The 24,589-nt window shown below is 57.0% G+C and carries 22 protein-coding genes; 5 read left to right on the top strand and 17 right to left on the bottom strand.

What is annotated here, in order from left to right; genetic code table 11:
* Positions 1-21: 21 nt before the first annotated feature.
* From atpD to rpmH, 17 genes are all read right to left on the bottom strand, one after another.
* Positions 22-1,401 (bottom strand): F0F1 ATP synthase subunit beta, encoded by a 1,380-nt coding sequence (gene atpD / locus JFT86_RS06605; protein WP_025112247.1) that lies wholly within the window; start codon positions 1,399-1,401, stop codon positions 22-24.
* A gap of 27 nt (positions 1,402-1,428) precedes the next feature.
* Positions 1,429-2,289 (bottom strand): F0F1 ATP synthase subunit gamma, encoded by an 861-nt coding sequence (gene atpG / locus JFT86_RS06600; protein ID WP_008084419.1) that lies wholly within the window; start codon positions 2,287-2,289, stop codon positions 1,429-1,431.
* Between the two features lie 50 nt (positions 2,290-2,339).
* On the bottom strand, positions 2,340-3,884 hold the full coding sequence (gene atpA, locus JFT86_RS06595; protein WP_016984064.1) for a F0F1 ATP synthase subunit alpha: 1,545 nt from the start codon (positions 3,882-3,884) through the stop codon (positions 2,340-2,342).
* Between the two features lie 21 nt (positions 3,885-3,905).
* A complete protein-coding gene (locus JFT86_RS06590) occupies positions 3,906-4,442 on the bottom strand; it encodes a F0F1 ATP synthase subunit delta (RefSeq protein ID WP_007911956.1) in 537 nt (178 codons plus the stop codon).
* 12 nt (positions 4,443-4,454) lie between these two features.
* Positions 4,455-4,925 (bottom strand): F0F1 ATP synthase subunit B, encoded by a 471-nt coding sequence (locus tag JFT86_RS06585; RefSeq protein WP_064116541.1) that lies wholly within the window; start codon positions 4,923-4,925, stop codon positions 4,455-4,457.
* Positions 4,926-4,984: 59 nt separating this feature from the next.
* On the bottom strand, positions 4,985-5,242 hold the full coding sequence (atpE, locus tag JFT86_RS06580; RefSeq protein ID WP_003097235.1) for a F0F1 ATP synthase subunit C: 258 nt from the start codon (positions 5,240-5,242) through the stop codon (positions 4,985-4,987).
* 133 nt (positions 5,243-5,375) lie between these two features.
* Positions 5,376-6,245 (bottom strand): F0F1 ATP synthase subunit A, encoded by an 870-nt coding sequence (gene atpB, locus JFT86_RS06575; protein WP_201229499.1) that lies wholly within the window; start codon positions 6,243-6,245, stop codon positions 5,376-5,378.
* Positions 6,246-6,261: 16 nt separating this feature from the next.
* Entirely contained in the window at positions 6,262-6,669 is a 408-nt protein-coding gene (locus JFT86_RS06570) for a F0F1 ATP synthase subunit I (protein ID WP_003229783.1), read from the bottom strand.
* 148 nt (positions 6,670-6,817) lie between these two features.
* Complete coding sequence (locus JFT86_RS06565; protein WP_042607989.1) at positions 6,818-7,690, bottom strand: ParB/RepB/Spo0J family partition protein; 873 nt, start codon at positions 7,688-7,690, stop codon at positions 6,818-6,820.
* A 9-nt stretch (positions 7,691-7,699) separates the two neighbouring features.
* Positions 7,700-8,497, bottom strand: a complete 798-nt coding sequence (locus tag JFT86_RS06560; RefSeq protein WP_007911909.1) for a ParA family protein — start codon at positions 8,495-8,497, stop codon at positions 7,700-7,702.
* Between the two features lie 18 nt (positions 8,498-8,515).
* Entirely contained in the window at positions 8,516-9,160 is a 645-nt protein-coding gene (rsmG, locus tag JFT86_RS06555) for a 16S rRNA (guanine(527)-N(7))-methyltransferase RsmG (protein ID WP_007911906.1), read from the bottom strand.
* The gene (gene mnmG / locus JFT86_RS06550) at positions 9,157-11,055 is read right to left on the bottom strand and encodes a tRNA uridine-5-carboxymethylaminomethyl(34) synthesis enzyme MnmG (protein ID WP_201236191.1); all 1,899 of its coding nucleotides are present in this window, start codon (positions 11,053-11,055) and stop codon (positions 9,157-9,159) included. The genes rsmG and mnmG overlap by 4 nt, the downstream gene beginning before the upstream one ends.
* Before the next feature lie 552 nt (positions 11,056-11,607).
* Complete coding sequence (mnmE, locus tag JFT86_RS06545; protein WP_201236190.1) at positions 11,608-12,978, bottom strand: tRNA uridine-5-carboxymethylaminomethyl(34) synthesis GTPase MnmE; 1,371 nt, start codon at positions 12,976-12,978, stop codon at positions 11,608-11,610.
* Between the two features lie 79 nt (positions 12,979-13,057).
* Entirely contained in the window at positions 13,058-14,737 is a 1,680-nt protein-coding gene (gene yidC, locus JFT86_RS06540; RefSeq protein WP_034152190.1) for a membrane protein insertase YidC, read from the bottom strand.
* A 2-nt stretch (positions 14,738-14,739) separates the two neighbouring features.
* Positions 14,740-14,985, bottom strand: a complete 246-nt coding sequence (yidD, locus tag JFT86_RS06535) for a membrane protein insertion efficiency factor YidD (RefSeq protein WP_010465488.1) — start codon at positions 14,983-14,985, stop codon at positions 14,740-14,742.
* The gene (gene rnpA, locus JFT86_RS06530; RefSeq protein WP_042704971.1) at positions 14,978-15,379 is read right to left on the bottom strand and encodes a ribonuclease P protein component; all 402 of its coding nucleotides are present in this window, start codon (positions 15,377-15,379) and stop codon (positions 14,978-14,980) included. The genes yidD and rnpA overlap by 8 nt, the downstream gene beginning before the upstream one ends.
* Positions 15,380-15,395: 16 nt before the next feature.
* Positions 15,396-15,530 (bottom strand): 50S ribosomal protein L34, encoded by a 135-nt coding sequence (rpmH, locus tag JFT86_RS06525; RefSeq protein ID WP_003213577.1) that lies wholly within the window; start codon positions 15,528-15,530, stop codon positions 15,396-15,398.
* 566 nt (positions 15,531-16,096) lie between these two features.
* On the opposite strand from rpmH, the gene dnaA reads away from it, so the two are divergent.
* The 5 genes from dnaA (at position 16,097) to JFT86_RS06500 (ending at position 24,562) form a co-directional block, all read left to right on the top strand.
* Positions 16,097-17,623: a chromosomal replication initiator protein DnaA gene (gene dnaA / locus JFT86_RS06520; protein ID WP_201236189.1), complete on the top strand. Its 1,527-nt coding sequence runs from the start codon at positions 16,097-16,099 to the stop codon at positions 17,621-17,623.
* Positions 17,624-17,662: 39 nt separating this feature from the next.
* Positions 17,663-18,766, top strand: a complete 1,104-nt coding sequence (gene dnaN, locus JFT86_RS06515; RefSeq protein WP_007911887.1) for a DNA polymerase III subunit beta — start codon at positions 17,663-17,665, stop codon at positions 18,764-18,766.
* Positions 18,767-18,780: 14 nt separating this feature from the next.
* The gene (gene recF, locus JFT86_RS06510) at positions 18,781-19,884 is read left to right on the top strand and encodes a DNA replication/repair protein RecF (RefSeq protein ID WP_007911886.1); all 1,104 of its coding nucleotides are present in this window, start codon (positions 18,781-18,783) and stop codon (positions 19,882-19,884) included.
* A gap of 5 nt (positions 19,885-19,889) precedes the next feature.
* The gene (gene gyrB / locus JFT86_RS06505; protein ID WP_201236188.1) at positions 19,890-22,307 is read left to right on the top strand and encodes a DNA topoisomerase (ATP-hydrolyzing) subunit B; all 2,418 of its coding nucleotides are present in this window, start codon (positions 19,890-19,892) and stop codon (positions 22,305-22,307) included.
* Positions 22,308-22,453: 146 nt separating this feature from the next.
* Positions 22,454-24,562 (top strand): DUF6311 domain-containing protein, encoded by a 2,109-nt coding sequence (locus JFT86_RS06500; RefSeq protein WP_201236187.1) that lies wholly within the window; start codon positions 22,454-22,456, stop codon positions 24,560-24,562.
* The last annotated feature ends 27 nt before the right edge of the window (positions 24,563-24,589 follow it).

Raw genomic sequence — 24,589 nt, 5'->3', positions numbered from 1 at the left:
GCCCGTTGCCGGGCGCCGGGATTACAGTTTCTTGGCTTTCTCGATCGCTTCTTCGATGCCGCCAACCATGTAGAACGCTTGTTCTGGCAGGTGGTCGTAGTCACCGTTGAGGATGCCTTTGAAGCCAGCAATGGTGTCTTTCAGGGAAACGTATTTACCCGAAGCACCGGTGAAGACTTCAGCCACGAAGAACGGCTGCGACAAGAAGCGCTGGATCTTACGAGCACGGTTTACCAACTGCTTGTCGGCTTCCGACAGCTCGTCCATACCCAGGATCGCGATGATGTCCTTCAGCTCTTTGTAACGTTGCAGAACGTACTGAACGCCGCGAGCGGTGTCGTAGTGGTCCTGGCCGATTACGTTCGGGTCCAGCTGGCGCGAAGTCGAATCCAGTGGATCTACCGCTGGATAGATACCCAGGGAAGCGATGTCACGGGACAGAACGACGGTGGCGTCCAAGTGGGCGAAGGTGGTCGCTGGCGACGGGTCGGTCAAGTCGTCCGCAGGTACGTATACCGCTTGGATCGAGGTGATCGAACCTTCCTTGGTCGAAGTGATACGTTCTTGCAGAACGCCCATCTCTTCAGCCAGGGTCGGCTGGTAACCTACTGCCGAAGGCATACGGCCCAGCAGTGCGGATACTTCAGTACCGGCCAGGGTGTAACGATAGATGTTGTCGACGAACAGCAGAACGTCGTTACCTTCGTCACGGAACTTCTCGGCCATGGTCAGGCCGGTCAGTGCTACGCGCAGACGGTTACCCGGCGGCTCGTTCATCTGACCGTAAACCAGTGCCACTTTGTCCAGAACGTTGGAGTCCTTCATCTCGTGGTAGAAGTCGTTACCCTCACGAGTACGCTCACCCACACCGGCGAACACGGAATAACCGCTGTGCTCGATGGCGATGTTACGGATCAGTTCCATCATGTTTACGGTTTTGCCTACACCGGCACCACCGAACAGACCGACTTTACCGCCTTTGGCAAACGGGCAAACCAGGTCGATAACCTTGATGCCGGTTTCCAGCAGGTCGTTGCCGCCTGCCTGTTCAGCGAACGAAGGCGCTGGACGGTGAATACCCCAACGCTCTTCGGTGTCGATCGGGCCAGCTTCGTCGATCGGGTTACCGAGGACGTCCATGATCCGGCCCAGGGTCGCTTTACCGACCGGTACGGAGATGGCTGCGCCGGAATCGGTAACTTCCAGACCGCGCTTCAAGCCCTCGGTGGAACCCATCGCAATGGTGCGAACCACGCCGTCGCCCAGCTGTTGCTGAACTTCCAGAGTGGTTGCGGCCGCGCTCTGAACTGTCAGCGCGTTGTAGATGCTCGGTACGCTGTCGCGTGGAAATTCCACGTCGATAACGGCGCCGATGATTTGAACGATACGTCCGCTACTCATAGCTGGATCCTCTGAATATTTGAACCGTTAAACCGCGGCAGCGCCGCCGACGATTTCCGAGATCTCTTGGGTGATCGCAGCCTGACGCGCCTTGTTGTAGATCAGCTGCAAATCGCTGATCAAATCACCGGCGTTGTCGGTAGCGTTCTTCATCGCGATCATCCGCGCAGCTTGTTCAGCCGCGTTGTTCTCGACCACCGCCTGGTAGACCTGCGACTCGACGTAACGGACCATCAAGCCGTCAAGCAGCTCTTTGGCATCCGGTTCGTAGAGATAGTCCCAGTGGTGCTTGAGATCCTGATCCGGGGTCGCCACCAATGGAATCAACTGCTCCACGGTAGGCTGTTGCGTCATGGTGTTGATGAACTTGTTGGACACCACGGACAAGCGGTCAATACGGCCGTCCAGGTAAGCATCCAGCATCACCTTGACGCTGCCGATCAGATCATTGATCGACGGCTCTTCACCCAGGTGGCTGATAGCTGCAACGACGTTACCGCCGAAGTTGCGGAAAAAGGCCGCACCCTTGCTACCAACGACACACAGATCAATCTCGACGCCGTTTTCGCGGTTTACCGCCATGTCCTTGACCAGGGCCTTGAACAGGTTGGTGTTCAAGCCGCCGCACAAACCACGGTCACTGCTCACGACGACATAACCAACACGCTTGATTGCGCGGTCGATCATGAACGGGTGGCGGTATTCCGGGTTGGCGTTGGCCAGATGCCCAATTACCTGGCGGATACGCTCCGCATAAGGACGGCTAGCAGCCATGCGCATTTGTGCCTTGCGCATTTTGCTGACCGCCACTTTTTCCATGGCGCTGGTAATCTTTTGCGTGCTTTTGATGCTCGCAATCTTACTGCGAATCTCTTTTGCGCCTGCCATGTAACACCTATCAGGTTAGCAAGCGGGAGCCTCGCGGCTCCCGCTGCGGCTTACCAGGTTTGGGTGGCCTTGAACTTCTCGATACCGGCTTTCATGCCAGCGTCGATTTCGTCATTGAAGTCACCTTTAACGTTGATCTTGGCCATCAAATCGGCGTGATCGCGGTTGAAGAAAGCGATCAGCGCTTGTTCGAAGCTGCCGATCTTGGCGATTTCAATGTCAGTCAGGAACCCACGCTCAGCGGCATACAGCGACAGCGCCATGTCAGCGATCGACATTGGTGCGTATTGCTTCTGCTTCATCAGCTCGGTAACGCGCTGACCATGCTCAAGTTGCTTACGGGTCGCTTCGTCCAGGTCAGAAGCGAACTGGGCGAATGCCGCCAGTTCACGGTACTGAGCCAGAGCGGTACGGATACCACCGGAGAGCTTCTTGATGATCTTGGTCTGAGCGGCACCACCCACACGGGATACCGAAACACCGGCGTTCACTGCTGGGCGGATGCCCGAGTTGAACATGGCCGATTCCAGGAAGATCTGACCGTCGGTGATGGAAATCACGTTGGTCGGAACGAACGCGGAAACGTCGCCAGCCTGGGTTTCGATGATCGGCAGTGCGGTCAGGGAACCGGTTTTGCCGGTCACTGCGCCGTTGGTGAACTTCTCTACGTACTCTTCCGAAACGCGGGATGCGCGCTCCAGCAGACGGGAGTGGAGATAGAACACGTCGCCTGGGTAAGCTTCACGGCCTGGTGGACGGCGCAGCAGCAGGGAAATCTGGCGGTAAGCCACTGCTTGCTTGGACAGATCGTCATAAACGATCAGCGCGTCTTCACCGCGGTCGCGGAAGAATTCACCCATGGTGCAACCGGAGTACGGTGCCAGGAATTGCAGCGCAGGAGATTCCGAAGCACTGGCAGCCACGATGATCGTGTTGGCCAGGGCGCCGTTTTCTTCCAGCTTGCGAACCACGTTGGCGATGGTCGATTGTTTCTGACCGATCGCTACGTAGACGCAGAAAATGCCGCTGTCTTTCTGGTTGATGATCGCGTCGATCGCCAGAGCGGTTTTACCGATCTGACGGTCACCGATGATCAGCTCACGCTGGCCACGGCCGACAGGGATCATGGCATCGACAGCCTTGTAGCCAGTCTGTACAGGCTGGTCTACCGACTTACGCCAGATCACGCCCGGTGCAACTTTCTCGACCGCGTCGGTCTCGGTGTTGCCCAGTGGACCTTTGCCGTCAACAGGGTTACCCAGTGCGTCGACTACGCGACCCAGCAGTTCCTTACCAACCGGAACTTCGAGGATGCGGCCGGTGCACTTGGCGCTCATGCCTTCAGCCAGAGACTGGTAAGCGCCCAGTACAACGGCACCTACGGAGTCTTGCTCCAGGTTGAGGGCCATACCGTAGACGCCGCCCGGAAACTCGATCATCTCGCCGTACATTACGTCGGCCAGACCGTGAATCCGCACGATACCGTCAGATACGCTGACGACAGTGCCTTCGTTACGGGCTTGGGAGGTCACATCGAGCTTGTCGATGCGGCCCTTGATAATTTCACTTATTTCGGAAGGATTGAGTTGCTGCATTGCTCTGCTGCCCCTTCAAACTCAAGATTTCAATGCTTCGGCAAGTTTCGCGATTTTTCCGCGAATCGAGCCATCGATAACCAGGTCGCCGGCGCGGATCACGACACCACCAATCAAGGCAGCGTCCTCCGCAACTTGCAGGCGCACTTCCCGGTTGAGTCGTGCACTGAGAACCTTGGCGAGTTTGTCTTGCTGTTCTTGGTTCAATGCAAATGCACTGGTTACTTCAACGTCTACCGATTTCTCTTGTTCGGCCTTGTACAGGTCGAACAGAGCGGCGATCTCCGGCAGAAGCGGGAGACGGTCGTTTTCGGCAACGACGTTGATGAAGTTCTGTGCCTTGGCATCAAACTTGTCGCCGCACACGTCAATGAACGTGGCGGCCTTTTCTGCGCTCGTCAGTCGCGGGGCCTTGAGCACGCGCTGCATGGTGTCATCTTGTGACACCGCTGCAGCCAGGCCGAGCATGGCTGACCAATTGGCCAGTTGCTGGTGGGCCTGAGCGTGCTCGAAGGCCGCCTTAGCGTAAGGTCGGGCCAACGTGGTCAGTTCTGCCATGATCGCCCTCGCTTAGATTTCAGCAGCCAGTTGGTTAACCAGCTCTGCGTGCGCGTTTTGATCGATTGTGGCACCCAGGATCTTCTCGGCGCCGCCGACAGCCAGCATGCCCACTTGGGCGCGCAGCTTGTCTTTGACACTGTTCAGTTCCTGTTCGATCTCGGCTTGAGCCTGAACCTTCACACGGTCAGCATCGACACGGGCCTTTTCAACGGCCTCTTCGACAATCTGGTTACCGCGTTTCTTGGCTTGCTCGATGATTTCAGCTGCCTGAGCTTTCGCTTCGCGCAGTTGCTGACCCGCTTTTTCTTGGGCCAACTCCAGGTCGCGAGCTGCACGGCTGGCAGCGTCCAGACCATCAGCGATCTTCTTTTGACGTTCGTGCAGAGCAGCGATGACCGGAGGCCATACATACTTCATGCAGAACAGTACAAAAATCAGGAACGCAACGGACTGGCCAATCAGGGTCGCATTAATGTTCACGCCAACACCTCGCAGTTACGTTGTCCATCACATCAAATTACTCGGAAGAATCCGGGTAATTAGCCAGCGATCTGACCAACGAACGGGTTCGCAAAGGTGAAGAACAGAGCGATACCAACACCGATCATGGTTACGGCGTCGAGCAGACCGGCAACGATGAACATTTTAACTTGCAGCATTGGAACCATTTCTGGCTGACGCGCTGCGCCTTCCAGGAACTTGCCGCCCAGCAGGCCGAAACCAATTGCGGTACCCAGTGCGCCCAGGCCGATCAACAGTGCAACAGCGATAGCGGTTAGACCAACTACAGTTTCCATCTTTCCTCCCGACTTTTACGTCGTATGGTTTAGGTTTTTTAGATTAAAGCGGTAAAACAAATCGTTTCAGGTGCCCTGTGAAGAGCCCCCTCCCGTTTGACCGGGAGGGACATCAGACTAGTCGAGACTGGTCTTAATGGTTTTCTTCGTGCGCCATCGACAGGTAGACGATGGTCAGCATCATGAAGATGAACGCCTGCAGCGTGATGATCAGGATGTGGAACACAGCCCACGCCCACTGCAGAACAACGCCCAGGCCGCTCAGCCAGAGCAGGCCGCTGCCGAACATCACAGCGATCAGAATGAACACCAGCTCGCCGGCATACATGTTGCCGAACAGACGCAGAGCCAGGGAGATCGGCTTGGCGATCAGGGTCACGAATTCCAGCAGGAAGTTCACCGGGATCAGCAGGGCTTGAACGAAAACGTTCTTGCTGCCGAACGGGTGCAGGGTTAGTTCGCCGATGAAGCCGCCGATGCCCTTGACCTTGATGCTATAGAAAATGATCAGTGCGAAAACCGACAGAGCCATGCCCAGAGTCGCGTTCGGGTCGGTAGTCGACACGGCACGGAACGGGATGTGGTGGTCGCCGGAGATCAGGATGGCCAGCTGAGGAATCCAGTCGACCGGTACCAGGTCGACGGCGTTCATCAGGAACACCCAGACGAAGATGGTCAGTGCCAGCGGTGCAATCACCGGGCTACGGCCATGGAAGCTGTCTTTCACGCTGCCATCGACGAATTCGACCAATACTTCAACGAAGTTCTGCAAAGCACCTGGCTGACCCGAAGTTGCCTTTTTTGCCGCCATGCGGAAAAGAAGAACGAAGATCAGACCCAGCGCGACCGACCAGCCGAGGGTATCGACGTGGAAAGCCCAGAAGCCCATTTCTTTGGCTTCTGCTGCGGTGTGGGCAAAGCCCCAGCCGCCGTTAGGTAGCTGACCGAAGGTCAGGTTCTGCAAGTGGTGCTGGATATAGCCCGAAGCGGTTGTTTCTGCCATGGTTGCCTCAAACGCCCTAAGGTCTCGAAAGTCTTGTTCTCATCAGCAGGGGAGCGAACCAGCTGACCGACTGAGTCAGCACGAAAGCGCCGAATACTGCGATCGGCGCCAGTGGCTTCACACCTGCAAACACCAGTGCAAAGAGCACTGCCGTCAAAATCAGTTTGCCTGCCTCGCCGGCATAGAAAGACCGGACGATGGACTGGGCTGCTCGGGCGCCGGAAAACCGAAATGCCTTGTGAGCGAAATATACATTGGGCAGCAAGGCTATCAGGCCTCCGCAAAGTCCCGAGTATCCGGCAACGACTCCGTGCCATTGCCAGAGCGCCAAAGCGGCAATGAGCAAAATGACAAATTGAGCCATTAACACCGGAAAAACCGCCAGGCGATGGAACGGCAGGCGGTTTGGCTTGCGGGTTTCCATCACTATTGCTCTCCAATGGTCGGCTGCCAGAATTCAATAACTTGGCATAATTTGTGCCGACAAAATGCGCGCAGAGTATAGGGGCGGTTCTGCCCCTATTCAACTGTCAGGTAGTGATTTCCGACTGCGCGCTACATGAGGAAATGTTTCAGCGGATGTGTGCGAGCACACCTTGAAGCTCATCGAGGGAGTTGTAACCGATCACCAACTGCCCTTTTCCCTTCTTCCCGTGGCGAATCTGCACCGCAGAGCCTAGGCGCTCGGCCAGACGCTGTTCGAGACGGGCGATATCCGGGTCGGGTTTGGTCGCCTCCACAGGCTCGGGTTTGCCACTCAACCACTGGCGAACCAGTGCTTCAGTCTGGCGCACAGTGAGGCCGCGTGCGACAACATGTCGCGCCCCTTCCACCTGCTGATTGTCCGGCAGACCGAGCAAAGCACGGGCATGACCCATTTCCAGGTCGCCGTGGGACAGCATGGTCTTGATGACTTCCGGCAGCGCAATAAGCCGCAACAGGTTAGCCACAGTGACGCGGGACTTACCCACAGCCTCGGCGACTTGCTGTTGAGTCAGCTGGAATTCCTGCTGCAAGCGCTGCAGGGCCACCGCTTCTTCAATCGGATTGAGGTCTTCGCGCTGGATGTTCTCGATCAGCGCGATGGCAATCGCGGTTTCATCCGGTACATCGCGAACCATCGCCGGGATGGTTTCCTGCCCGGCTTGTTGACTGGCGCGCCAGCGACGTTCACCGGCAATGATTTCAAAACGCCCGCCACCGATCGGGCGAACCACGATCGGCTGCATGACGCCTTGCGCCTTGATCGACTGCGCCAGCTCTTCCAGCGCCTGCGGATCCATGTCCCGGCGTGGCTGGTACTTGCCCCGCTGGAGCAGGTCCAGCGGCAGATGCTGCAATTCACGGGTGTCAGCTTGCGCGGCTTGTTCTTCCAGCGCGCTGACGGTCGGACCACTCAGCAGTGCATCCAGTCCACGTCCGAGACCTCGTTTCTTGACGGCCATGGGGATTCCTTAAGTTGCCTGAGCGGCGGCAATGCGTGAATTTTTGCGCTGACGACGAACCATTTCGCCGGCCAAAGCCAGGTAGGCCAGGGCGCCGCGCGATTGCTTGTCATAGGCCAGTGCCGGCATACCGTAGCTCGGCGCTTCGGCCAGGCGGATGTTTCGCGGGATCACCGTGTCGTAGAGCTGCTCGCCGAAGTGTTCCTTGAGCTGCGCCGAAACATCGTTCATCAGGCTCAGGCGCGGGTCGTACATGGTCCGCAACAGACCTTCGACCTTCAGGTTCGGGTTCAGCAGTTCGGCGATGCGCTTGATGTTATCCACAAGGTCGCTCAAACCTTCGAGCGCAAAGTACTCGCACTGCATGGGGATAATCACCCCGTCAGCGGCAACCAGTGCGTTCAGGGTGAGCATCGACAGCGACGGCGGGCAGTCGATCAGAATGTAATCGTAGTTTTCGCGGATCGGCGCCAGCGCACTGCGCAGACGGCTTTCCTTCATCTGCATTTCCAGCAGAACCACTTCCGCGGCCGTCAGGTCGCGGTTGGCCGGCAGCAGTTGATAACCGCCGTGCTCGGAATAGTGCATGGCCTGGGCCAGATCGCATTCGCCGATCAGCAGGTCGTAGACCGAGTTTTCCAGGCCGTGTTTATCCACACCGCTACCCATGGTGGCGTTGCCCTGTGGATCGAGATCGATCAACAGCACCCGGCGCTTGGTAGCAACCAGGGATGCTGCGAGGTTGATGCAGGTGGTGGTCTTGCCCACACCACCCTTTTGGTTCGCTATCGCGAATACCTTAGCCATTCTTGCTTGTGTTCCCAATCATGCCGTGCGGCGCAGTATCAGCAGATGGCGTTGGCCTTGACAACCGGGTACGGCCAGGGCGTGTTCGCTATCGAGTTTGAAGTCTGCCGGCAATGCTACCAGCTCATCGGCCGGATGAACGCCCTTCATTGCCAGCCAGCGCGTATCGGCATCGCCGAGGTGGCGAGTCCAGTTGGTGAAGTTTTCCATGCTGCTGAACGCCCGGGAAATGATCCCGTTGAATGGCTGTGCAGGCTGAAACGCTTCGACGCGGCTGTGGATAACTTGCAGGTTATCCAGTTTGAGTTCGAGTTTGACCTGGGTCAGGAAGCGGGTTTTCTTGCCGTTGCTGTCCAGACAGGTCACTTGCGAGTCTGGATACAGGATCGCCAACGGGATCCCCGGCATGCCGCCACCGCTGCCAACATCGAGCCAGCGGCCGTTTTCGATGAACGACATCACGCTCAGACTATCGAGCAAGTGACGCGAAACCATTTCATCCGGATCACGCACTGCCGTGAGGTTGTAGGCCTGGTTCCATTTGATCAACAGGGCCAGATAACCCAGCAGCAATTCGTGCTGGGTTTCAGTGAGATTGACACCGAGCTCGCGGGCTCCTGTGGATAACTCTTCGGCGTGTTGCGAAGTGACCTTAGAACTCAAGCGCTTTGCTCCAACTGACGGCCCGCGCCGCGTTTTTTCAAATGAATCATCAACAGCGAAATCGCTGCAGGGGTCACACCCGGGATCCGCGAAGCCTGGCCCAGCGTCTCGGGACGAGTCGCGCCAAGTTTGCTCTGGATCTCCTTGGAGAGACCGGAAATGTTGGTGTAATCGATATCCACAGGCAATTTCGTGTCTTCGCTGGCGCGCAGACGGGCGATTTCGTCCTGTTGACGGTCGATGTAACCGGCGTACTTGGTCTTGATCTCAACCTGTTCGGCGACCTGTGGATCTTCGGCGCCGTTGCCGGTCACTTCGACCAGACCAGCGTAGTCGATTTCCGGACGACTCAATAGATTGAGCAAGTTGTATTCGTGGGTCAGCGGCGTGCCGAATTTTTCCGCAATCGCATCGCCCTGCGGCGTGCCCGGGCGAACCCAAGTGCTTTTCAGACGCTGTTCTTCGAGTTCGATACTTTCGCGTTTCTTGCAGAAGGCCGCCCAACGCGCGTCATCGACCAGGCCAAGTTCGCGACCTTTTTCGGTCAGACGCAGGTCGGCGTTGTCCTCACGCAGAATCAGGCGGTACTCGGCACGGGAAGTGAACATGCGGTACGGCTCTTGGGTGCCGAGGGTGATCAAGTCGTCGACCAATACGCCGATGTACGCTTCATCGCGACGCGGGCACCAGGCTTCTTTGCCTTTCGCACGCAACGCGGCGTTGGCCCCGGCGAGCAAACCCTGGGCGCCCGCTTCTTCGTAACCGGTGGTGCCGTTGATCTGACCCGCGAAGAACAGACCGCCGATAACTTTGGTTTCGAGGCTGTACTTCAGGTCACGTGGATCGAAGTAGTCGTACTCGATTGCGTAACCCGGACGCACGATGTGCGCATTTTCCATACCGCGAATCGATTGCACGATCTGCAATTGCACGTCGAACGGCAAGCTTGTGGATATCCCGTTCGGGTAAAGCTCATGCGTGGTCAAACCTTCCGGCTCGATGAACACCTGATGGCTTTCCTTGTCGGCGAAGCGGTGAATCTTGTCTTCGATCGACGGGCAATAACGCGGGCCAATGCCTTCAATTTCACCCGCAGCGGAGTACATCGGCGAACGATCGAGGTTGGCCGCGATGATTTCGTGGGTGCGAGCGTTGGTGTGGGTAATCCAGCAACTGACTTGCCGCGGATGTTGTTCCTTGTTGCCCATGAACGACATCACCGGGATCGGCGTATCGCCCGGCTGCTCGGTCATCACCGAGAAATCCACGGATTTACCGTCGATACGCGGTGGCGTACCGGTTTTCAGGCGACCGACACGCAATGGCAGTTCACGCAGACGATGAGCCAGGGCAATCGACGGCGGATCACCGGCGCGACCGCCGGAAAAATTCTGCAGACCGATGTGGATAAGTCCGCCAAGGAACGTACCGGTGGTCAACACCACGGAATCGGCGAAGAAACGCAGACCCATTTGCGTGACAACACCGCGTACTTGCTCCTGCTCGACGATCAAGTCGTCAGCGGCCTGCTGAAATATCCACAGGTTCGGCTGGTTTTCCAGGATTTCTCGGACAGCGGCCTTGTACAGAATCCGGTCGGCTTGCGCACGGGTCGCCCGTACGGCTGGGCCTTTGCGGCTGTTCAACACGCGAAACTGGATACCGCCCAAGTCGGTCGCGATGGCCATCGCGCCGCCGAGGGCATCGATTTCCTTGACCAGATGGCTTTTGCCAATGCCACCGATGGCCGGGTTGCAACTCATGGCACCGAGGGTTTCCACGTTATGCGTCAGCAACAGGGTTTTTGCCCCCATACGTGCTGAGGCCAGTGCTGCCTCGGTACCGGCATGACCGCCGCCGATGACGATCACTTCAAAACGGGAAGGGAAATCCACCACGCACCTCGTGCCTGCTTAAGTAGGTAATTCAGGAATAGTTTGAGATCAGGTTTCTGGACCTGGTCGACAAGTATAGGGACTTCGCCCTTCCTAAAGAACCCTTTGCACAGAATTTAACCAGCTGTGGAGAACTCGCGGTTAAAAGAATAAAAAAGAGAGAAATTTATAAAACCTTTGTTTTAAAGCTTATTCTTACTGACAGACATTTCTGTGGATAGATTGCTACAGGCCTTTATATTCAATATGTACAGAGTTTCAAAACCCTGTGCCCATGTACCCATGAGAGGTTTGGATAACCGGTGTAAGCCTGTGGATGAAAGGGGTGGTTATCCACAGATGGGTTTATATCCAGTTTTCAAGCCCTGTTATCAACTGACCTCAGTGGCAGTTATTCACAGGGCTTAATCCACAGAAAACGGACGAATACTGGAATGACAGGCAGAAGAAATCCGCTCAGGGAGAGAAAATCTGCCCGGCACTTGGGAAAGGATTCTGAAATCAGAAGAGAAGGCAGGTCGCGAACGGACCTGCCTTTGGATTACGCAGGGATTATTTTCCGATGCAGAAGCTGGAAAAGATCCGTCCCAGCAGATCATCGGAGCTGAAGGCGCCGGTGATTTCTCCGAGAGAGTGTTGAGCCTGTCGCAGGTCCTCAGCCAACAGCTCTCCAGCCCCGGCCAGAGTCAGTTGCGCACGGCCGTGTTCCAACGCCGCACTGGCGTGACGCAAGGCTTCCAAATGCCGGCGACGTGCGCTGAAGCTGCTTTCCGACGTTTGCTCGTAACCCATGCAGGCCTTGAGGTGATCGCGTAGCAATTCCAGCCCCTCACCTGCCGATTTTGCGCTCAAGCTGATGGTCACATGGCCGTCATCACTAACTTCCAGGGCAATCGCTTCACCGGTCAGATCGGCTTTATTGCGAATCAAAGTGACCTTGGCCGGATCCGGGCGGATTTCGAGGAACTCCGGCCACAAGGCGAACGGATCCAAGGCTTCCGGAGCGCTGGCATCGACGACCAGCAATACCCGGTCCGCTTCGCCGATAGCCTTCAACGCACGCTCTACACCGATCTTTTCCACATGGTCATCGGTATCACGCAAACCTGCCGTATCGACAACGTGCAGCGGCATGCCATCGATGTGGATATGTTCGCGCAGGATATCGCGCGTAGTGCCGGCAATCTCGGTCACGATAGCGGCTTCACGACCGGCCAACGCGTTCAGCAGGCTGGACTTGCCGGCATTCGGACGACCGGCAATCACCACGGTCATGCCATCACGCAACAAGGCACCTTGCCCGGCTTCGCGCAGTACTGTGGATAATTCATCGCGTACTTTGTCGAGCATGCTCAACACATGGCCGTCAGCGAGGAAGTCGATTTCTTCTTCCGGGAAGTCGATGGCGGCTTCGACATAGATGCGCAGTCCGATCAGTTGCTCGGTCAGGTTATGCACACGTTGGGAAAATGCGCCTTGCAACGAACGCAGGGCATTGCGAGCAGCCTGTGCAGAACTTGCTTCGATCAAGTCGGCAATTGCCTCGGCCTGGGCCAGGTCGAGTTTGTCGTTGAGGAAGGCGCGTTCGCTGAACTCGCCCGGACGAGCCAAGCGGCAGCCCAGTTCCAGGCAACGCTTGAGCAACATGTCCAGGACGATCGGGCCACCGTGGCCCTGCAGTTCCAGTACATCTTCGCCGGTGAACGAGTTTGGCCCCGGGAAATACAGCGCCAGTCCTTCGTCCAGCACTTGCTGGTCATCACTGAAAAACGGCCCGTAATGGGCGTAACGCGGTTTCAGTTCGCGGCCGCTGATGGCTTTCGCTGCAACACTGGCCAGCGGCCCGGAAATACGGACGATGCCGACACCGCCGCGACCTTGCGCGGTAGCGACAGCTGCGATGGTTTCACGAGGTGCGCTCATTAACCGGAATCCAGACAAAAGTGACAGATAGCAAAACGCCCCACTAGGGGGCGTTTTGAGTGGTTATCCACAGTGTAAATCAAGCGGCTGCTTTGGTAGCCCGTTCGATTTTACGCGTGATGTACCACTGTTGGGTGATGGACAGGCAGTTGTTCACAACCCAGTACAGCACCAGACCAGCCGGGAACCACAGGAAGAAGAAGGTGAAGATGATTGGCATCATTTTCATGACCTTCGCCTGCATCGGATCCGGAGGAGTCGGGTTCAGCTGCTGCTGGATGAACATGGTTGCGCCCATGATGATCGGCAGAATAAAGAACGGATCCTTGATCGACAGGTCAGTGATCCACAGCATGAACGGCGCCTGGCGCATTTCCACGCTTTCCAGCAGAACCCAGTACAACGAAAGGAAAACCGGCATCTGCACGAGGATCGGCAAGCAGCCGCCCAGCGGATTGATCTTTTCTTTCTTGTACAGCTCCATCATGGCTTGCGACATTTTCTGCCGGTCATCGCCATGTTGCTCTTTCAGAGCAGCCAGTTTCGGCGCAACGGCACGCATGCGCGCCATCGATTTGTAGCTGGCAGCCGACAGAGGGAAGAAAAGACCCTTGATCAGCATGGTCAGGAAAATGATCGACCAGCCCCAGTTACCGACAATGGCGTGGATGTGTTGCAACAGCCAGAAGATTGGCTGGGCAATGAACCACAGAATGCCGTAGTCGACGGTCAGTTCCAGACCAGGGGACAACTCTTTCAGTACAGCCTGGCTTTTCGGACCGGCGTACAGCACAGCGCTGGTTTCAACTTTGGCACCCGGAGCAGCGGTCAGTGTAGGACCGGTGTAACCGATAATGTAGTTGCCTTTGCTGTCTTTACGGGTCTGGACGACGTTGTTTTCGCCCTTGGCCGGAATCCACGCGGTCACGAAGTAGTGTTGCAGCCAGGCTACCCAACCACCGGTGACGGTTTCTTTCAGCTGTGCCTTGTCCATGTCCTTCATGGACACTTTCTTGTACGGCTCCGAACTTGTCCACAGGGCGGCGCCCAGGTAAGTCGCGGTACCAGTAGCAGTAGTGGACGAAGGATCAGCGCTGTTATCACGCTTCAACTGAGCGAACATTGCGCCGTTCCAGGGCTGAGCGCTCTGGTTATCCACAATGTAGGAAACGGCTACGTCATACAGGCCGCGTTTCAGAGTGAAACGCTTGATGTAATTGACGCCGTCCTTGCTGAATTTCAGGTCAACGACGAGTTGATCCTGACCGTCAGCCAGTTGATAAGTCTTCTTCTCCGAAGAGTAAACCGGACGACCGGCCGGATTTGCGTCCGGGCCGTTAGTACCGATCAGACCGCTTTGTGCCAGATAAACACGTTCGCCGCCGTTATCGAACAGCTGGAACGGAACATCAGGACGATCCTGACGACGTGGATACAAAGGCAAGGTCAGTTGAGCAACATCGCCACCTTGTGGATCGATCGCGAGATCGAGCACATCGGTCTTGATCTGGATCAGATCCTTGCTGGCGGCTACCGGAGTTTCGGCAGGGGCGCTGGTATCGCTAGCGGCGCGCGGAATATCGTCACTGGCGGCAGCATTATTGCCAGTGGCGGTATCCGGCAAACCGGATGTAGTCGTACTGGAAGCAACATTCTGAGTCGGCAAAGCAGCCTGACCATAGTCCTGGTTCCATTTAAGAACCATAACGTAGGCCACGATTGCCAGGGCGACGATCAGGATCGTGCGTTTGATATCCATGATTACTCGGCCATCGAAGAAGAACGGGAGGTAGGGATAGGTGGAACCGGGTCATAACCACCGGGATTCCACGGATGACAGCGACCTAAACGACGAAAGGTCAGCCAGCCACCGCGCAGAAGGCCATGATTTTCAATGGCTTCATACGCGTAGCAGGAACAACTGGGGTAGAAACGACAGTGGCTGGCCATCAAAGGACTAATGGCATAGCGATAAAACTGGATCGGAACGAGGGCCAGTTTACGCATCTGGACTGTCTACCCCTACAGTTTCGGTTTTGACTTCTGGAACTGGCTTGCTGCGTGCCAGACGCTTCCAGAGTTTGCCGAAATGCTGAATCAATTCGGGGTTTTCTACATCGCCCAGACCTTTGCGCGCGACGATAACGATATCCCAGCCGACCAGTGAATCCTGGTGCAGACGGAACGATTCGCGCATCAAACGCTTGAGGCGATTGCGCTCAACGGAGAGCTTTACGCTCTTTTTCCCGATAACCAGCCCGAGACGGGGGTGATCAAGATCGTTGTTGCGTGCAAGGAGCAGGAGATTTTTCCCCGGAACCTTGCCGGTAGGGGAGTCAAAGACTGCCTTGAAATGCCGGGGAGTAAGCAGACGCTTTTCCCGACTGAAGTCCTGACTCACCTCCAGTACCGGATTATCAAACTGCCAGACGCGCACGACCTTTGGCGCGACGACGCGACAGGACTGCGCGGCCGTTCTTGGTAGCCATGCGAGCACGGAAACCGTGGGTACGAGCGCGTTTGATAGTGCTTGGTTGGAAAGTACGTTTCATGTCGTGTTACCTGGTTCGTCCACAACGGGCCGGAATGGCCCCCGTTTTAAGAGACCGGGGATTCTAGAGAAAGCAAGCCTTCAGGTCAATTTCCAACCAACGTTTCCTTATAAATAGATCTGCAGGGCTTGTTTGGCTGAAAGCCTGTTCGCCATACATAAAAATAAAGAAGGGAATTATTTAAAGCTTTTCTGTAAAGCTTATAAAAGCTAGGCACGCCCTCATCTGTGGATAAGTGCCATGAGGCCTTGTTTCGCGTGATGTACAGAGAATGACAACTACAGTGGAAAACCGTGTTCAGCCTGTGCTGCGCTATCGGATAACCTGTGTGTGGAATGGCCTGTTATCCACAGGCAGGTTATCCACCGAGTTTCGCCCCCAGTTGTCCAGTGCCCTTAGATGCGGTTATCCACAGAGCTTATTCACACACCGTTGGTCGCCTTTTTCCCGGTTAACGCATTGATAAATCATGGCGACCGCGCAACCTGCATGTGGATAAGTGGACGGCTCGCCGCTACAATGGCCGCTTGTTTTTGCCTCACCGGCTTTCAACTTAGGGGATATCCGTGTCAGTGGAACTTTGGCAGCAGTGCGTGGAGCTTTTGCGCGAGGAGCTGCCTGCCCAACAATTCAACACCTGGATCCGTCCACTACAGGTCGAAGCCGAAGGCGACGAGTTGCGCGTCTACGCACCGAATCGTTTTGTGCTGGACTGGGTCAACGAAAAGTACCTGGGACGCGTCCTTGAATTGCTGGATGAGCACGGCAACGGCATGGCGCCAGCGCTTTCCTTATTAATAGGCAGCAAACGCAGTTCTGCTCCGCGTGCCGCACCCAATGCACCACTGGCTGCAGCGCAGGTGTCCCAGGCCCAGGCAAATGCCGCGCCTGTGAATACGCCGACACCCGTTCAGGCATCAGCACCGGCGGCCAAGCGCTCGACGCAGAAAAGCCCCGAAATCAGCGATGAACCGTCTCGCGACAGTTTCGACCCGATGTCCGGTGCCGCTTCGCAGCAGGCACCGGTCCGCGCCGAACAGCGCACCGTGCAGGTTGAAGGCGCGCTCAAGCACACCAGTTACCTGAACCGCACATTTACTTTCGAAAACTTCGTCGAAGGTAAATCCAACCAGCTCGCCCGCGCGGCGGCCTGGCAAGTGGCGGACAATCCCAAGCACGGCTACAACCCACTGTTCCTTTATGGTGGCGTCGGCCTGGGTAAAACCCACTTGATGCATGCGGTGGGTAACCACCTATTAAAGAAGAACCCGAATGCCAAGGTCGTGTACCTGCATTCCGAGCGTTTCGTGGCCGACATGGTCAAGGCGCTGCAACTGAACGCGATCAACGAGTTCAAGCGTTTCTACCGTTCGGTGGATGCTTTGCTGATCGACGATATTCAGTTCTTCGCCCGCAAGGAGCGCTCGCAGGAAGAGTTTTTCCACACCTTCAACGCTCTGCTTGAAGGTGGCCAGCAGGTCATTCTCACCAGTGACCGCTATCCGAAAGAAATCGAAGGCCTCGAAGAGCGCCTCAAATCCCGTTTCGGCTGGGGCCTGACGGTTGCCGTCGAGCCGCCGGAACTGGAAACCCGCGTCGCAATCTTGATGAAGAAGGCCGACCAGGCCAAAGTCGACTTGCCGCACGACGCTGCGTTCTTCATTGCCCAACGCATTCGCTCCAACGTCCGTGAACTGGAAGGCGCGCTGAAACGCGTGATCGCCCACTCGCACTTCATGGGCCGCGATATCACCATCGAGCTGATTCGCGAATCCTTGAAAGACCTGTTGGCATTGCAGGACAAACTGGTCTCTGTGGATAACATTCAGCGCACTGTCGCCGAGTACTACAAGATCAAGATCTCGGATCTGCTGTCCAAGCGCCGTTCGCGCTCGGTCGCTCGTCCGCGTCAGGTGGCCATGGCGTTGTCCAAGGAACTGACCAACCACAGCCTGCCGGAAATTGGCGATGTGTTTGGCGGTCGCGACCACACGACTGTTTTGCACGCCTGCCGCAAGATCAACGAACTTAAGGAATCCGACGCGGACATCCGCGAGGACTACAAGAACCTGCTGCGTACACTGACCACTTGATGAACACCAGCGCAGCTTATTAAGGCAAGGGACTAGACCATGCATTTCACCATTCAACGCGAAGCCCTGTTGAAACCCCTGCAACTGGTCGCAGGCGTCGTCGAGCGCCGACAGACCTTGCCGGTACTCTCCAACGTGCTGCTGGTTGTCGAAGGCCAGCAATTGTCGCTGACCGGTACCGACCTGGAAGTCGAGCTGGTCGGTCGCGTGCAACTCGAAGAGCCGGCTGAAACGGGCTCCATCACCGTGCCTGCGCGCAAGCTGATGGATATCTGCAAAAGCCTGCCCAACGATGCGCTGATCGACATCAAGGTCGACGAGCAGAAGCTGGTTGTGAAGGCCGGTCGTAGCCGTTTCACCCTGTCCACTCTGCCTGCCAACGACTTCCCGACTGTCGAAGAAGGTCCTGGCTCGCTGACTTGCAGCCTGGAGCAAAGCAAACTGCGTCGTTTGATCGAACGCACCAGCTTCGCCATGGCCCAGCAGGACGTGCGTTATTACCTCAACGGTATGCTGCTGGAAGTTTCCGAAGGCATCATCCGGGCGGTGGCTACCGACGGTCATCGTCTGGCCATGTGCTCGATGAAAGCCGATATCGGTCAGCCGGATCGCCACCAGGTCATCGTGCCGCGCAAAGGTATTCTCGAACTGGCACGTCTGCTCACCGAGCCGGACGGCAACGTCAGCATCGTCCTCGGTCAGCACCACATTCGCGCGACCACCGGCGAGTTCACCTTCACTTCGAAACTGGTCGACGGTAAATTCCCGGATTACGAGCGCGTGCTGCCGAAGGGCGGTGACAAGCTGGTACTCGGCGATCGCCAGGCCCTGCGTGAAGCATTCAGCCGTACCGCAATTCTCTCCAACGAGAAGTACCGTGGTATTCGTCTGCAACTGGCCAGCGGTCAGTTGAAGATCCAGGCCAACAACCCGGAGCAGGAAGAAGCGGAAGAGGAAGTGGGCGTTGAGTACAACGGTGGCTCGCTGGAAATCGGCTTCAACGTGAGCTATCTGCTTGACGTGCTGGGCGTGATGACCACCGAGCAGGTTCGTCTGATCCTGTCCGACTCCAACAGCAGTGCGCTGGTGCAGGAATCCGACAACGACGATTCGGCTTACGTTGTCATGCCGATGCGTCTGTAATCAGCTGACCCTGGATGTCCTTAAGTCGTGTTTCGGTCACCGCGGTGCGTAATCTGCACCCGGTGACCTTCTCCCCCTCCCCCCGCATCAATATCCTTTACGGCGCCAACGGCAGCGGCAAAACCAGTGTTCTGGAAGCCATTCATCTGCTGGGGCTTGCCCGTTCGTTTCGTAGCACGCGGCTGTTGCCGGTCATCCAGTACGAGCAACTCGCCTGCACCGTGTTCGGTCAGGTCGAATTGGCCGAGGGTGGCCACAGTGCGTTGGGGATTTCGCGGGACCGTCAGGGCGAGTTCCAGATCCGTATCGACGGCCAGAACGCCCGCAGCGCCGCGCAACTGGCGGAGATCCTGCCGCTGCAGTTGATCAACCCGGACAGTTTCCGCCTGCTCGAAGGTGCGCCGAAGATTCGCCGGCAGTTTCTCGATTGGGGCGTGTTCCACGTCGAGCCGCGATTCATGGCTACTTGGCAGCGCCTGCAGAAGGCCTTGCGCCAGAGAAACTCCTGGCTGCGGCATGGTACACTTGACGCCGTTTCGCAAGCGGTTTGGGACAGGGAACTGTGCCAGGCCAGCGCTGAAATCGATGAATACCGCCGCGCTTACATCAAAGCCTTGAAACCAGTCTTTGAACAAACCTTGAGCGAACTGGTTGAGCTTGAAGGTTTGACGCTCAGCTATTACCGAGGCTGGGACAAAGACCGGGAATTGAGCGCCGTACTTGCCGGGTCCCTGCAACGGGATCAGCAAATGGGCCATACACAGGCTGGGCCACAACGGGCTGATTTGCGTCTTAGATTGGGCGCACACAACGCCGCGGACATCTTGTCCCGGGGTCAGCAGAAGTTGGTGGTCTGCGCATTGCGGATTGCCCAGGGGCATCTGGTCAGCCAGGCCCGACGCGGTCAGTGTATTTATCTGGTGGATGACTTGCCGTCCGAACTGGACGAGAGCCACCGTCGTGCGCTGTGCCGCTTGCTGGAAGACTTACGCTGCCAGGTGTTCATCACCTGTGTAGATCACGAATTATTGAGGGAAGGCTGGCAGACGGAAACGCCAGTCGCTCTGTTCCACGTGGAACAGGGCCGTATCACCCAGACCCACGACCATCGGGAGTGAAGGCATTGAGCGAAGAAAATACGTACGACTCAACGAGCATTAAAGTGCTGAAAGGCCTGGATGCCGTACGCAAACGTCCCGGTATGTACATTGGTGACACCGACGATGGCAGCGGTCTGCACCACATGGTGTTCGAGGTGGTCGACAACTCGATCGACGAAGCCCTCGCCGGCCATTGCGACGACATCAGCATCATCATCCACCCGGACGAGTCCATCACCGTTAAAGACAACGGCCGTGGCATCCCGGTAGACGTGCACAAAGAGGAAGGCGTTTCCGCCGCCGAGGTCATCATGACCGTCCTCCACGCTGGCGGTAAGTTCGACGATAACTCCTACAAAGTATCCGGCGGTCTGCACGGTGTAGGTGTGTCGGTGGTGAACGCACTGTCCGAGCAGCTTGTTCTCACCGTGCGCCGCAGCGGCAAGATCTGGGAACAGACCTACGTCCACGGCGTACCTCAGGCGCCGATGGCCATCGTGGGTGACAGCGAAACCACCGGCACCCAGATTCACTTCAAGGCTTCCAGCGAAACCTTCAAGAACATTCACTTCAGCTGGGACATCCTCGCCAAGCGCATTCGTGAACTGTCCTTCCTCAACTCCGGTGTGGGTATCGTCCTCAAGGACGAGCGCAGCGGCAAGGAAGAGCTGTTCAAGTACGAAGGCGGCCTGCGTGCATTCGTTGAATACCTGAACACCAACAAGACTCCGGTCAACCAGGTGTTCCACTTCAACATCCAGCGTGAAGACGGCATCGGCGTGGAAATCGCCCTGCAGTGGAACGACAGCTTCAACGAGAACCTGTTGTGCTTCACCAACAACATTCCGCAGCGCGACGGCGGTACTCACCTGGTGGGCTTCCGTTCGGCGCTGACGCGTAACCTGAACAACTACATCGAGCAGGAAGGTCTGGCGAAGAAGCACAAAGTCGCCACCACCGGTGATGATGCCCGTGAAGGCCTGACCGCAATCATCTCGGTGAAAGTGCCGGATCCGAAGTTCAGCTCGCAGACCAAAGACAAACTGGTGTCTTCCGAAGTGAAGACCGCGGTCGAGCAGGAGATGGGCAAGTATTTCTCCGACTTCCTGCTGGAAAATCCGAATGAAGCGAAACTGGTCGTCGGCAAGATGATCGACGCTGCCCGTGCCCGTGAAGCGGCGCGCAAGGCTCGTGAGATGACCCGCCGCAAAGGTGCGCTGGATATCGCCGGCCTGCCGGGCAAGCTCGCTGACTGCCAGGAAAAAGATCCTGCGCTGTCCGAACTGTACCTCGTGGAAGGTGACTCCGCGGGCGGCTCTGCCAAGCAGGGACGTAACCGCAAGACCCAGGCGATCCTGCCGCTGAAAGGTAAGATCCTCAACGTCGAGAAAGCACGCTTCGACAAGATGATCTCGTCCCAGGAAGTGGGCACGCTGATCACCGCGCTGGGCTGCGGCATCGGTCGCGAAGAGTACAACATCGACAAACTGCGTTATCACAACATCATCATCATGACCGATGCTGACGTCGACGGTTCGCACATCCGTACCCTGCTGCTGACCTTCTTCTTCCGTCAGTTGCCGGAGTTGATCGAGCGTGGCTACATCTACATCGCGCAGCCGCCGCTGTACAAGGTCAAGAAAGGCAAGCAAGAGCAATACATCAAAGACGACGACGCCATGGAAGAGTACATGACGCAGTCGGCTCTTGAAGATGCGAGCCTGCACCTGAACGAAGAGGCCCCGGGCATTTCCGGTGAGGCGCTGGAACGTCTGGTGAACGACTTCCGCATGGTGATGAAGACCCTCAAGCGTCTTTCGCGCCTGTATCCGCAGGAGCTGACCGAACACTTCATCTACCTGCCGGCCGTGAGCCTGGAAATGCTCGGCGACCATGCCAAGATGCAAGACTGGCTGGCCCAGTACGAAGTCCGCCTGCGCACCAATGAGAAGTCCGGCCTGGTCTACAAGGCCAGCCTGCGTGAAGATCGTGAACGTGGCGTGTGGCTGCCAGAGGTCGAACTGATCTCCCATGGCCTGTCGAACTACGTCACCTTCAACCGTGACTTCTTCGGCAGCAACGACTACAAAACCGTCGTCACCCTCGGCGCTCAACTGAGCACCCTGCTCGACGAAGGCGCATACATCCAGCGTGGCGAGCGCAAGAAAGCGGTTACCGAGTTCAAGGAAGCTCTGGACTGGCTGATGGCTGAAAGCACCAAGCGTCACACCATCCAGCGATACAAAGGTCTGGGCGAAATGAACCCGGATCAGCTGTGGGAAACCACCATGGACCCAAGCGTGCGCCGCATGCTGAAAGTCACCATCGAAGACGCCATTGGCGCAGATCAGATTTTCAACACCCTGATGGGTGATGCGGTCGAACCTCGCCGTGACTTCATCGAGAGCAATGCCCTGGCGGTGTCGAACCTGGATTTCTGATCCGCTACACCTGTGACGGTTCGGCCACCCCAAAGGGTTGGCCGGCCAAGCCAGAAGAAGGCCCGCGCAAGCGGGCTTTTTTTTGCGTACGATGCAGCCTCGATTCCAGCCTCTGATTTTGGCGCATGACGAATGGACGTGTATCGATGAAGGATCTGCTTAAACGCTTGCCGGTTAGTCTCTTTCCCTTGCTGATGGGCGTTCTGGCATTTTTTATCGTCGTGGGGCCAAGGGCGCTGAACCCTGAAAACATTGCATGGCTGGGTCAGAGCGATCCGGCGACGCATTACCTGGGGTGGGCGTTTTTCAGGCATTCACCCTGGTCGATTCCGCTGGGGCTCAATCCCTCTTACGGATTGGAGCTGAGCAGCGCGATCATCTTCTCGGATTCCAATCCGCTGTTTGCCTTTATCTTCAAACCGTTCGCTTCGCTGCTTCCCGAGCCTTTCCAGTACTTCGGACTTTGGTTGCTGACGTGTTTTGTGCTGCAGAGCTGGTTTGCCTGGAAACTGATGGGGCTGGCCACAAGCAATGTGACAGTGCGCCTGCTGGGCGCGGCATTGTTTCTCTTCAACCCGGCGATGATTGCGCGCATGGGCGTACATCTATCCCTTTCCGGACATTTCCTGATCCTCGCCGCACTGTACCTGACGCTACGCCGTGGCAATGACAAGCGCGCTCTGGCCTGGGGATCCCTGCTGGCCGCGTCGGCCCTGGTGCACGCCTATCTGCTGGTCATGATTGCGCTGATCTGGATCGCCGATCTTCTGTACCGAACCATCAAAATCCAACTGACTCCGCGCAAGGCAGTTGCCGAGTTGTTCGGCCTCTTGTTGTTGACGGGATTGTGCTGCTGGCAGGCGGGCTACTTCACGATCAATGGAGCTGGTCTGGCCTCCATCGGGTTTGGATTGTTCCGTGCGAATGCGTTGACCTTCTTCAACCCTGCCGGGTGGTCATATGTCTTGAGGGATTTCCCCGGAGTGCCCGGCGATGGAGATGGCATGGCCTTCCCTGGGCTGGGGGTGGTGTTGCTCCTCGTTTGTGCATTGCCGCTCACGTTGGGCGGCAAGAACAACGGGGTTATGGCCGCCATACGCAAGCGCTGGATATTGCTGCTCGCGCTGGTCGGGCTGATGGTTTTTGCGCTTTCCAACAAGGTCGGGATCGCGTCGTACGAATTCGACTATTGGTTGCCGGACACCTTCATTGCAATCGCGAGTATCTTCCGCGCATCGGGCCGGATGATCTGGCCGGTCATGTACGCGGTGATTTTCGCGGTGGTTTTTTTGGTGGCCCGAAGTGCCCGGCCGCAGGCGGCGATCATGCTGTTGGCGCTGGCGGTGGTCGTTCAAGTGGCGGACACCCGTGCAGGCTGGGCAAACACGCGCAGCCAACTGATGGCTTCGCCGGGCAAGGAATGGAAAACCCCGTTGGTCGATCCTTTCTGGCGCAGCGCGGCATCGCATTATCAGAACGTGCGATGGGTGAGTCCGCAAAACTTTTCCACGCATTGGATGACGCTGGCCGATTACGCAGGCAAGTATCATCTGGCAACAGATGCCGTTTACCTGGGACGGGTAAGTGCGGCGGCGCAGGAGGCTGCGCAGCGCGCGGCAGACAGGACTGTCGAATCCGGAAAGTATGATGCCGACACCCTGTATGTACTGGATCAACGCTCGGCGCTTCAAGCAACGGTCAACCTGGACCGCAATGCCGATGTCCTGGCCAGAGTCGACGACTTTTATGTCTTGGCACCGGGGTGGAAGCGCTGTGCTGACTGTCCCGCCATCAATGCAGTGCAACCTCAAGAGCTGATTCCGACTTTCCGGCCGGGTGAAAAAATTCAGTTCACCGATAGCAGTTCCGGGGCCGCCGGTCTGGGCACAGGCTGGTGGGTTTCTGATGCCTGGGGTACCGGGTCAGTGGGTTCAGATGCGGAAATCATCCTCAGGCCGGCCGGTAATGTGACCTCGCTGTCGCTCGAAGCCAATGCCTTTCTGGCGGAGTCACACCCGCGCCAGGCTGTGGATATCCGCGTCAATGATGTTGCGGTGTTCTCCGCCAGTCTGACCCAAGCCACTGCGAACAAAATAAATGTCTTGCTGCCGCCGCAGGTGCAGCAGCTCGTTGCGCAGCAAGGTGTCTTGCGCATCCAGTTACATTTTCCATTGGCGATCAGCCCACACGAACTGGGGATGAGTGTGGATGAACGAAAACTGGCAATCGGGTTGCTCGGGTTGACGTTTCATTGATCAGTAAAGAGAGATCGCAGCGCCTGC

This window comes from Pseudomonas sp. TH06, from assembly GCF_016651305.1.
Lineage (GTDB): Bacteria > Pseudomonadota > Gammaproteobacteria > Pseudomonadales > Pseudomonadaceae > Aquipseudomonas.
The sequence above is the reverse complement of the archived record's forward strand: the minus strand, read 5'-3'. Positions and strand labels throughout refer to the sequence as shown.

Bases quoted from the DNA above. Each gene is read 5' to 3' on its own strand.
- atpD (WP_025112247.1), bottom strand. From the start codon at position 1,401: ATGAGTAGCGGACGTATCGTTCAAATCATCGGCGCCGTTATCGACGTG.
- atpG (WP_008084419.1), bottom strand. From the start codon at position 2,289: ATGGCAGGCGCAAAAGAGATTCGCAGTAAGATTGCGAGCATCAAAAGC.
- atpA (WP_016984064.1), bottom strand. From the start codon at position 3,884: ATGCAGCAACTCAATCCTTCCGAAATAAGTGAAATTATCAAGGGCCGC.
- JFT86_RS06590 (WP_007911956.1), bottom strand. From the start codon at position 4,442: ATGGCAGAACTGACCACGTTGGCCCGACCTTACGCTAAGGCGGCCTTC.
- atpE (WP_003097235.1), bottom strand. From the start codon at position 5,242: ATGGAAACTGTAGTTGGTCTAACCGCTATCGCTGTTGCACTGTTGATC.
- atpB (WP_201229499.1), bottom strand. From the start codon at position 6,245: ATGGCAGAAACAACCGCTTCGGGCTATATCCAGCACCACTTGCAGAAC.
- JFT86_RS06570 (WP_003229783.1), bottom strand. From the start codon at position 6,669: ATGGAAACCCGCAAGCCAAACCGCCTGCCGTTCCATCGCCTGGCGGTT.
- JFT86_RS06565 (WP_042607989.1), bottom strand. From the start codon at position 7,690: ATGGCCGTCAAGAAACGAGGTCTCGGACGTGGACTGGATGCACTGCTG.
- JFT86_RS06560 (WP_007911909.1), bottom strand. From the start codon at position 8,497: ATGGCTAAGGTATTCGCGATAGCGAACCAAAAGGGTGGTGTGGGCAAG.
- mnmE (WP_201236190.1), bottom strand. From the start codon at position 12,978: ATGAGCGCACCTCGTGAAACCATCGCAGCTGTCGCTACCGCGCAAGGT.
- yidC (WP_034152190.1), bottom strand. From the start codon at position 14,737: ATGGATATCAAACGCACGATCCTGATCGTCGCCCTGGCAATCGTGGCC.
- yidD (WP_010465488.1), bottom strand. From the start codon at position 14,985: ATGCGTAAACTGGCCCTCGTTCCGATCCAGTTTTATCGCTATGCCATT.
- rpmH (WP_003213577.1), bottom strand. From the start codon at position 15,530: ATGAAACGTACTTTCCAACCAAGCACTATCAAACGCGCTCGTACCCAC.
- dnaN (WP_007911887.1), top strand. From the start codon at position 17,663: ATGCATTTCACCATTCAACGCGAAGCCCTGTTGAAACCCCTGCAACTG.
- recF (WP_007911886.1), top strand. From the start codon at position 18,781: ATGTCCTTAAGTCGTGTTTCGGTCACCGCGGTGCGTAATCTGCACCCG.
- JFT86_RS06500 (WP_201236187.1), top strand. From the start codon at position 22,454: ATGAAGGATCTGCTTAAACGCTTGCCGGTTAGTCTCTTTCCCTTGCTG.